The sequence below is a fragment of the Gammaproteobacteria bacterium genome (assembly GCA_027296625.1).
GTDB lineage: Bacteria > Pseudomonadota > Gammaproteobacteria > JAKEHO01 > JAKEHO01 > JAKEHO01.
The window spans coordinates 34,950-44,109 of record JAPUIX010000056.1 but is presented as its reverse complement, the minus strand read 5'-3'; the positions used below and the strand labels follow the sequence as shown (position 1 = coordinate 44,109).

General features: G+C 49.6%; 5 protein-coding genes. 1 reads left to right on the top strand and 4 read right to left on the bottom strand.

Annotated elements, in window-relative coordinates; translation table 11 throughout:
- The first annotated feature begins 456 nt into the window (after positions 1–456).
- Positions 457–651: a hypothetical protein gene (locus O6944_03220; protein MCZ6718151.1), complete on the top strand. Its 195-nt coding sequence runs from the start codon at positions 457–459 to the stop codon at positions 649–651.
- Between the two features lie 465 nt (positions 652–1,116).
- Here the strand turns inward: O6944_03220 and O6944_03215 are convergent, their stop codons facing one another.
- From O6944_03215 to gltB, 4 genes are all read right to left on the bottom strand, one after another.
- Positions 1,117–1,311, bottom strand: coding sequence for a twin transmembrane helix small protein (locus O6944_03215; protein ID MCZ6718150.1), 195 nt, complete (start codon positions 1,309–1,311; stop codon positions 1,117–1,119).
- 168 nt (positions 1,312–1,479) lie between these two features.
- Positions 1,480–2,184, bottom strand: a complete 705-nt coding sequence (locus O6944_03210; protein ID MCZ6718149.1) for a DUF502 domain-containing protein — start codon at positions 2,182–2,184, stop codon at positions 1,480–1,482.
- Between the two features lie 203 nt (positions 2,185–2,387).
- Positions 2,388–3,866, bottom strand: a complete 1,479-nt coding sequence (locus O6944_03205; protein ID MCZ6718148.1) for a glutamate synthase subunit beta — start codon at positions 3,864–3,866, stop codon at positions 2,388–2,390.
- A 37-nt stretch (positions 3,867–3,903) separates the two neighbouring features.
- Entirely contained in the window at positions 3,904–8,427 is a 4,524-nt protein-coding gene (gene gltB, locus O6944_03200) for a glutamate synthase large subunit (protein MCZ6718147.1), read from the bottom strand.
- Positions 8,428–9,160 lie beyond the last annotated feature (733 nt).

Genomic DNA, 9,160 nt, shown 5'->3' with positions numbered 1-9,160 from the left:
TGCAATTCCAATCAGTGCGAGATTGGTGCATGCTCTAGAAAAGCCCTCTGACGATATTTCCAGTATTGGCCCGATGAATGCCCCAATGATTGCTAGTAGGAAAGCTACTACCGAGAGACCGATTAACACCATAATTAACTTTTGCATTGCTCGCTCCCCTTTCTTTAAGATGACACAAACATGATAGCACAGACAAAAAACCCCGCACTAGGAGGGGTTAAGTGAAACGATTATAGACGTTTTATCAATCACAGCCTGCTCCAAAGTGATGCCGTTGTTGAGGAGGTCACGAAATAAAAAGTGCCAGAGATTATTGAAAATCAGCTGACACCGTCCCGGTTGATCATACAAGGTAGTTATAGAAATAATCACTGAAAATCATTACCATCATGTAGTGTATCAGCTTGTTGTAATTTATAACTGATGGATAGAGTCGTGAGAGGTAAATACATGAATATGTTCACAAAGCTTGTTTTGATAGGCGCAATCCTGATCGTTTTCGGATGTAGTGATGACAAGGCTGGCAGAGAAAACCAAGATGACAAGGCTGGCAGAGAAAACCAAGCAGCTGAGGTTTCGTCATCAGAAAAACCTGAATGGATGATGCTTGAGCAAAATGTTATTCACAATCGAGATTATTCTTCCGAATAAAGTTACTTAGCACTCTGTGAACTCTTTGGAATGAGCAAGCGTCGTAAGTGACTGAGTTAGTTGGTTATGTAAAATTATCATTGTGCCCTCATCATGCTGAGGTCTGGTGCTTGGCAGTCAATGACCTGTTCTAGCAGTCTCGTCAGTTGAACAGTAGATTTACCGATACGAGGTGATTCATCGTGTCGCATAACCTACGATCTAAGACAAATTGGTAGTGGCTGCCAAGTTTCTACTACAGTAATGAACCTAGCAGGCTATAATGCCGTTTTTTTATGTGGCTAATTTCTGCTGTGAGACGTAAGTCACACTTCGGGGATTTAACCGAAAATTTAACGTGCTGCCTCGTCCAAAACGTAAGGACAATCTAACATAACGAAGCCGGACGGAAAAATCCCTTACCAGACCGTCCGCAGTCCCTTCCTAAGTCCTGTGGAGAAACGGGGGTTATCGACCCATCGGGCGCTACGAGCTTGCGAGATAAAGCGCAAGTAGTAATAGGAAAAACGTAACAGCCTGCATCGCAACTCGCGCATACAGCAGCTGTATGCTGTGCCGCTCATCAAACTCACCACCACGACCCATTGCGCCTACACCCGTAATGAGGGTGCCGATGGTAATTAATAATGCGACAAGGATGACAATTGATAGTAGCTTCATGTTCCGCTCCTGGCAAAATCAAACCTTGCCTACCTCTTGGAATGATAAGGTTAGCGGAACAGGAAGATTATTCCTTGATATAGATCAATATTTGGTTTCGGAAATTTATTGCTTGGCTGAACATTATAGTGGGGGCGGAGTGACTCAATGATATGGAAGGCAAAGGTGTCATCCTTCATCTTGTCGATTGGCCTCGTATGATCCATCAACGCCCTTGTCATAATGCATCCTCTCGGGCGCCACGGCGCCACCAGAGACAATGAATATCATTGCCTCGTTAACAGTCCAGTTTGTGGATGTCACGTTTTCAACCGGCACAATCTCCAGATACCCTGATGTAGGATTTGGTGTGGTTGGGACGTAGACTGCTGCAAGCTCGCGGCCAGTATCTTCATCCATGAGTGTGCGCGTCACCAAGCCTATAGTCTTCATTTCGGATGACGGGAAATTGATAAGCACGACACGCTGCACACCGTCTGGTTTTTGTTGTAGCGCAGCGACAAGACTTTTGACGGCGCCATAGATGGTTTGAACCAGGGGGATCCGATCTATGAGCGAATCAAACCACGCAATGAGGCGTCGCCCAATCACGCGAGTCGCAACCCAACCGAGGGCGTAAAGTGCCAATAGTACAAGGACGATGGCCATCACAGACTGAAACCAGGGTTGACCCAGCCAGTCCGAAAGCGATGGCACATGCGGATATAGCGCAGCGGATAGCCAACTCACAGCAGGATCGCCCACTTTAGTCAGTAGCTTTAGTAGGAATTCGATGATCAGCCATGTGATCCATATTGGAATGACCGTTAATATCCCTGCTAGCAGGTAGCGTCTCATCGGTGAAATGATCGGATGCCCAGATTTCGCCGGCATAATGACCTCCTTCTATTGCTTCAATTAGGTTGAAACAGATTTGACTTCTCAGCCCTGATGGTTCGATAGACGTACACAATATCGTGCGATATGCATCGAAGCACCACAGTGCTCTCCGTATATTCTACCTCCATAGGCTGTTGTTGATGGATGGTAAGAGCGGGGCTGGCGGGCCTTAAGACTGATGAGGTGTTAGCAGCTAGCTAGAGCCCAATGGGTGGATTGGCTGTTCGGAGACTTGATGGAAGCTGTGAGGTGCCCGTCAGGTAGATATCGATACATCTTGCGACATCACGGCCTTCTCCTATGGCCCACACGACAATAGATTGTCCGCGATTTGCGTCACCAGCTGCGAATACACCCGCTAGATTGGTCATCATATTCTCGTCGATCTTTATGGTGCCGTCTTTTCTTATTTCTATCCCCGTTCCTTTAAAATTATCGGTCTCGGCGCCTGCAAAGCCGATGGCGACCAGCACGAGTTCCGCAGGGATCTTGAGGTCGGGTTCCAAAACCTTCTTGTCGATGCGTTTACGATTTTGATCAAATGTCCATTCCACGCGATCCGCACTTAGATAATTAACTCGTCCGTCGTTGTTATCATCAACGAATTCAACTGTATTGATACTGAATACCTCCTCGCCACCCTCTTCCTGAGCATATGTTTTTTCGTACGTCCAAGGTTGTTCGGGCCAGGGGTTGTCGTCGGGGCGTTCAAGCGGTCTTTGTGGTCTAATGCTGATCTGAATTACCTGTCTTGCGCCCTGACGGTGAGCTGTCGCAATGCCATCGGCACCGGTATCGCCTCCGCCTAGCACTATGACGTTCTTGCCCTTTGCATCGATTATGTTTTCGACAGGACGGCCGGCCTGTCGTCGATTTTCCTGTACCAGATATTCCATGGCAAAAACGATCCCCTCCAGTTCACGGCCTGGTATAGGAACATCGCGCTGCTTCAACGCACCAATTGTAAGACAGACTGCGTCAAAATCGTTCTGAAGTGTTTCGAGTGGTATGCCGACTCCTACGTCGGCATTAGCCTCAAATTCGATACCCTCATGTTGGAGTTGATCCACTCGGCGGGCGACTTGGTGCTTGGCGAACTTGAAATCCGGGATCCCGTAGGTCATGAGTCCGCCGATTGCATCGTCTCTTTCGAACACGGTGACCTCGTGACCCACGCGATTTAACTGTTGGGCCGCAGCAAGGCCGGCAGGTCCACTTCCTACAATGGCAACCTTTTTGCCGGTCCGGGTTGAAGGGGGTTGTGGGATGATCCAGCCTTCTGCCCAGCCTTTATCGACAATCGCCCGTTCGATGCTCTTGATGGTCACCGGATCATCGTTATATGCGAGAACACAGGCAGGCTCACATGGCGCGGGACAGGTGTACCCCGTGAACTCCGGGAAATTGTTTGTTGCGTGAAGGCGGTCCAGCGCTGCTTTCCAGTTTCCTCGGTAAACCAGATCGTTCCATTCTGGAATGATGTTACCGATTGGACACCCGGCCATGCACGTAGGGACGCCACAATCCATGCAACGCTCGCCCTGTTCTTTAAGCTGATTTTCGTCCCATTTCGGATTGTAGATTTCTTTATAGTCCCCAATACGCTTATGTGGCTCCCTGTACCCTATGGGGTGACGGGCGTGTTTCAGAAAGCCGCTTGGGTGGTTTTCACTCATACTGGGACGCGATTGATGAGACCAGAAAAAATGTCAGCTAGGCCGCTTCGCTTTCCTGAGGTTTTGGAGGCGGTGCCAATCGAACATCTTCACCTTGCTGGATGGAGCGTGCGATAACCTCAGCATAGGCGTCCGGAATTACCTTTACAAACTTCCTCGTGTTTTTCTGCCAGTTGTCGAGAATGTTTTTAGCTTTGGCACTTTGCGTATAAATATAGTGGTTTTCCAGCATTCGTTTGACCATATGGTGATCACGTTCGCTGGTAAACTCTTCCGTATGCACCATATCTTTGTTTAGCATATCGCTAAAATTGCCCTCTTCATTAAAGATAAACGCCTCACCACCGCTCATCCCTGCCCCAAAGTTCTTGCCTGTCTTGCCAATAATCACAACAACGCCACCGGTCATGTATTCGCAAGCATGATCCCCTACGCCCTCAACAACGGTCATTGCGCCTGAATTTCGAACGCAGAAGCGCTCGCCCGCAATACCATTGAAATAGGCTTCACCACTTGTGGCACCGTATAGTGCCACATTGCCAATGATGACGTTGTCGGCAGCAGGAAAAGACGCATCTGTGGGCGTTTTGACGCTGATCTTTCCTCCAGAGAGGCTCTTACCTACGTAATCATTGGCATCTCCTTCCAAATGGAGTGAGACGCCCTTGGCAAGAAAAGCACCAAAACTCTGGCCACCGTAGCCGGTGCAGTAGATCTTGATGGTATCGGGAGGAAGTGCTTCCGCACCATATCGCTTTGCGATTGTCGAGCTTAACATGGCCCCCACTGTCCGATCCCGGTTTGTAAGGGGCAGGCGAAGCGTGACCGGTTCCTTTTTATCAATGGCGCATCTCGCCTTTTCAATTAGGAAGTGATCTACTTTCTTGTCAAGATGATGATTCTGTTCTTTCGTCTTGCGTGGGGTATCCTTGGAAGGTTGCTTGTACAGGAGCTGAGACAGGTCAACCTTAATACCCTTAGGATGTTTAATTTCTTTCTGACGAAGTTTGTCGACACGCCCAATCATTTCATCCATGGTGCGGAATCCCAGTGCGGCCATGAGCTCCCGAACCTCCCGGGCCACGAAATACATATAGTTGATAACGTATTCAGGTTTACCTGGGAATTTCTTGCGCAATTCTGGATTCTGGGTTGCGACGCCAACGGAGCAGGTGTTGCAATGGCATTTTCGCAACATGATGCAACCGATAGTCACTATCGGCGAGGTACCGAAACCGTACTCTTCCGCGCCTAGCAGTGCCGCGACGACCACGTCTCGTCCGGTCTTCAGGCCACCGTCCGCTCGAACCTTGATCCGGGAACGCAGATTATTTGCAAGTAGAACCTGGTGCGTCTCCGCCAAACCCAATTCCCAGGGCGATCCTGCGGACTTGATCGAGGTCTTGACCGATGCACCGGTACCTCCCGAATCTCCACTGATGAGTACGGCGTCTGCTCTGGCCTTGGCGACGCCCGCCGCGATGGTACCCACTCCCCCAAGCGCCACGAGTTTAACGTGTATTTCGGCCTCCGGGTTTGAACATTTGAGATCATGGATCAACTGCGCGAGATCCTCGATGGAATAGATGTCATGGTGTGGCGGAGGAGAAATGAGGCCAACGCCCGGGGTGGTGAAGCGGACTGCGGCAATGCCCTTGTCGACCTTGCTACCTGGTAGCTCGCCACCCTCACCCGGCTTTGAACCCTGGGCCATTTTAATTTCGATTTGTTGCGCGTGGGCGAGATAATTGATCGTGACTCCGAATCGACCACTGGCAACCTGTTTCATGGTGCATTCGCGTTCGGTTCCAAAGCGATCAACTTGTTCGCCTCCTTCACCCGTGCCGGACTTGCCTCCGATGCGGTTCATGGCAATGGCAAGTGTCTCATGGGCTTCCTGGCTTAGGGCACCAAATGACATGGAACCGGTTGAGAAGCGCTTCATTATTTTTTCACAGGCCTCGACTTCCTCGATCGAAACTGATTCACTCGTGGCGATTTTGAAGTCGAGTAGCCCTCGAAGGGTCTGAAGCTTTCCCTCCTGATCGTTAATAAATCGTGCGAATTCCTTATATACTTCATAATCTCCCGTTTTTGCCGCATGCTGTAGTTTTCCAATAGTGAACGGATTCCACTGATGCAGCTCACCATCGCGGCGCCAATAGAGTTCACCGCCGGAATCTAGGGGAAGATTGCCGATTACGGTTTCACCAAAGCCGATCTCATGCATCTGAAGAACTTCTCTTTCAATGTGCTCAAGTCCTACCCCCGGGATATGGGCGGTGGTGCCTTCAAAATACTCCTGTACGAAATCGAAATTCAGCCCCACGGTCTCAAATACCTGGGCCCCGGCGTAACTATCAAGCGTTGAAATCCCCATTTTTGACATTACTTTGAGTATGCCGCCTTCGATCGCCTTTCTGTAGTTGCTAAGCGCGGTCTCTAAATCCGAACGGATTGATCCTTCCGAGACCATCCGTTTGATGCTCTTATATGCGAGCCATGGATATATCGCGCCAGCGCCATAGCCAATCAGCGTACAGAAGTGATGTACGGTAGAGGCCTGACCTGTTTCAATGATTAGCCCCGTTCTTGTTCGTAGTTTTTTGCGGATCAGGAAGTGGTGGACGGCCCCGATTGCCAGCAAGCTCGGAATAGGAATACGATCAGGGCCAATTTTCCTGTCGGAGAGAATCAGTATCTCAAATCCATCATTAATCGCCTGGGCAGCTTCGTAACGAACCTTTTCAATGGCGGGGCGAAGCTTGGTTCCAATCGAATAGGTCAGATCGACCACATACGAGCGAATACCGTTCTTATCCAGCCGCTTGATGGCATCCATCCCCTCGTCCGTGAGGATTGGTGACTCTAAAAAGATCTGGCGGCAATGTTCTGGAGTTTCTGCCAGTAAGTTACGCTGCCTGCCGACATGACCTTCCAGGGAAGTGACGAGGTCCTCTCGTAGGAAGTCAATCGGTGGATTCGAGACCTGAGCGAATAGCTGGTTGAAATAATCAAAAAGAAGCCTGTTTCTCGCCGAGAGTACGGCAAGTGCGGCGTCGTCTCCCATGGATCCCAGAGGGTCTTTCGCCTGCTCCGCCATCGGCTGGATTAGACAGCGAAGATACTCGATGGTGTAACCGAAGGCTCGTTGGTATCGGGCGATGTCGAGAACGTCATCTTGACGCGCTTTCTTTCGTCCAAATTCGGTGATGATATCTTTAAGTTTTAATCGATTGCTCTCGAGCCATTCTTCATAAGGACAATCGGTAAGCGCGTCAAAGATCTCATCTTCAGGAACGATGCGACCTTGCAGGGTGTCAGCCAGAAACATCTGACCGGGTTTTAGGCGTCCTTTGAAAACGATTTCGCTCGGAGGTGTCTCCAAGATACCTGTCTCGCTCCCCATAATGAGTTTGTTGTCTTTGGTGACACAGTATCGGCAGGGCCGCAGCCCGTTTCGGTCCAGCACAGCGGCGACCCGATAACCGTCGGTTGCAGCAATCAGAGCGGGCCCATCCCAGGGTTCCATGATGGTCGAAAAATAGTCGTACAATGCTCTTTTCTTTCTATCCATGAATTTATCTTTGTTCCAAGCTTCCGGAATCAACATGCGTAGTGCGTGCGGTAGTTCACGGCCTGCCTCAAGCAATAGTTCGAGCACATTGTCCAATACAGCCGTATCGCTCAAACCCTCAGTGGTGACCGGTTTTATCTCATCGATATCTTCACCGAACCTTTCGCAGGCCAGATCGATTTCACGTGTTGTCATCCAATTCTTATTGCCACGCAGCGTGTTAATCTCGCCATTGTGGATGATATTTCGATAGGGATGGGCCAGATCCCATGAGCCCAGAGTATTCGTTGAAAATCGAAAGTGCACCAGCACAAGGCTCGTTTTTATTTTGTCGTCCGATAGATCTGGGTAGTAACCTCTAAGCTGTCCGCAGGTAAGAAGTCCCTTGTAGACGATTTTTCTCCGATCCAGCGAACAGATATAGAAAAGGTGTTCCTCGCCCAGTGCGCGTTTCCTCGCAGTATTCTCAATGGTCCGCCGGAGTATATAGAGCTTCGCGTCGAGTCTGTCTGGCTCGAGAGGATCATTAGGCTCTACAAAAAATTGTCTTATCACCGGTTCAGACTCTAATGCTGTTTTGCCTAGGTCAGAATTATCAGTTGGGACATCGCGCCAGTCTATGAGCTTGAACCCGTGCTTGTTGGCGCTATCATCAATGAGTTCCTCCAAAATCTTGTGTTTGCGCTTGTCTTGGGGAAAGAAGGTCTGTCCAACTCCGTAGGTATCGAAGTCGCCAAGATTAGGGATGTTCGCTTTGAAGAACTCGTGAGGCTTTTGTATCAACATGCCTGCCCCGTCACCGGTTTTTTCTTCTGCACCGCGAGCGCCTCGGTGATCAAGGGTCTGGAGTATGCGAAATCCATCTTCGACCAATTGGTGGCTTTTGATTCCGTTGAGATCGACGACAACGCCTACCCCGCAACTCGCGCGGGTCGCAGCGGGATCATAGAGTCCTGGTCGGGTGTTAGGAATTTTCGTCTTCATATTCGCTGGATGCCTTATCTTGTGCTTATTAGCCGGTACTCGATGAATGCGTTGTGTCCCCCAAACGCACGTGCGCGTCGAAGCATCCGAAACGGACGTCAAATTCTACAATCTATTAGTGTTAAGCGGCAGCCGGTTGCCCCGAAGGCAACGTTTCCCTGGCATTGCTTCTTCGTCTATTTAGTATCCCCAAGTGCGGATTGCGAGTGTCTCTTGAGCGCGGGCCATGGCCAAGATGCGCCTTATCTTATTGATTTACGGTGGATCTTTCGTCAACGTCCGCCTTTGATCGCGTTGTTGCTGAGCTAAAGTACTGTATAAATAGTCAGTATATCTGATGCGGGTCGTTCCCTCTATGGTGCTGTTAGGTGATTGAATTATTATTTTTGTACCTGTTTATATGGCCGAGGTAAAGGCAAGAATCCTAGTATACCGGTCTACGCATTGTACGGAAGTAAAGGTAATCATAGGCCGTGGAGCAGTACACTCGGCGGCGCCTTGTTATGAGATATGCCTTAATAAGGATCGTATATTGGGGTAGCCTGATGGAGGTCCGTCATCGGGGTCGCATGACAGATCAGGGCTATTTTTGGACATTCGACGGGGCTTGGCATTTGCCGAGCTGACAGGATGCCTAGGTTCAGCACTTGAAATGTCGGAATTTGGCTTTTTTCGTGGCGCGGCCTTCGTGAAGGGGTTATCGTGTATTTTATGATTTATGTTTATAGCGCAG

Bases quoted from the DNA above. Each gene is read 5' to 3' on its own strand.
- O6944_03220 (MCZ6718151.1), top strand. From the start codon at position 457: ATGTTCACAAAGCTTGTTTTGATAGGCGCAATCCTGATCGTTTTCGGA.
- O6944_03215 (MCZ6718150.1), bottom strand. From the start codon at position 1,311: ATGAAGCTACTATCAATTGTCATCCTTGTCGCATTATTAATTACCATC.
- O6944_03210 (MCZ6718149.1), bottom strand. From the start codon at position 2,184: ATGCCGGCGAAATCTGGGCATCCGATCATTTCACCGATGAGACGCTAC.
- O6944_03205 (MCZ6718148.1), bottom strand. From the start codon at position 3,866: ATGAGTGAAAACCACCCAAGCGGCTTTCTGAAACACGCCCGTCACCCC.
- gltB (MCZ6718147.1), bottom strand. From the start codon at position 8,427: ATGAAGACGAAAATTCCTAACACCCGACCAGGACTCTATGATCCCGCT.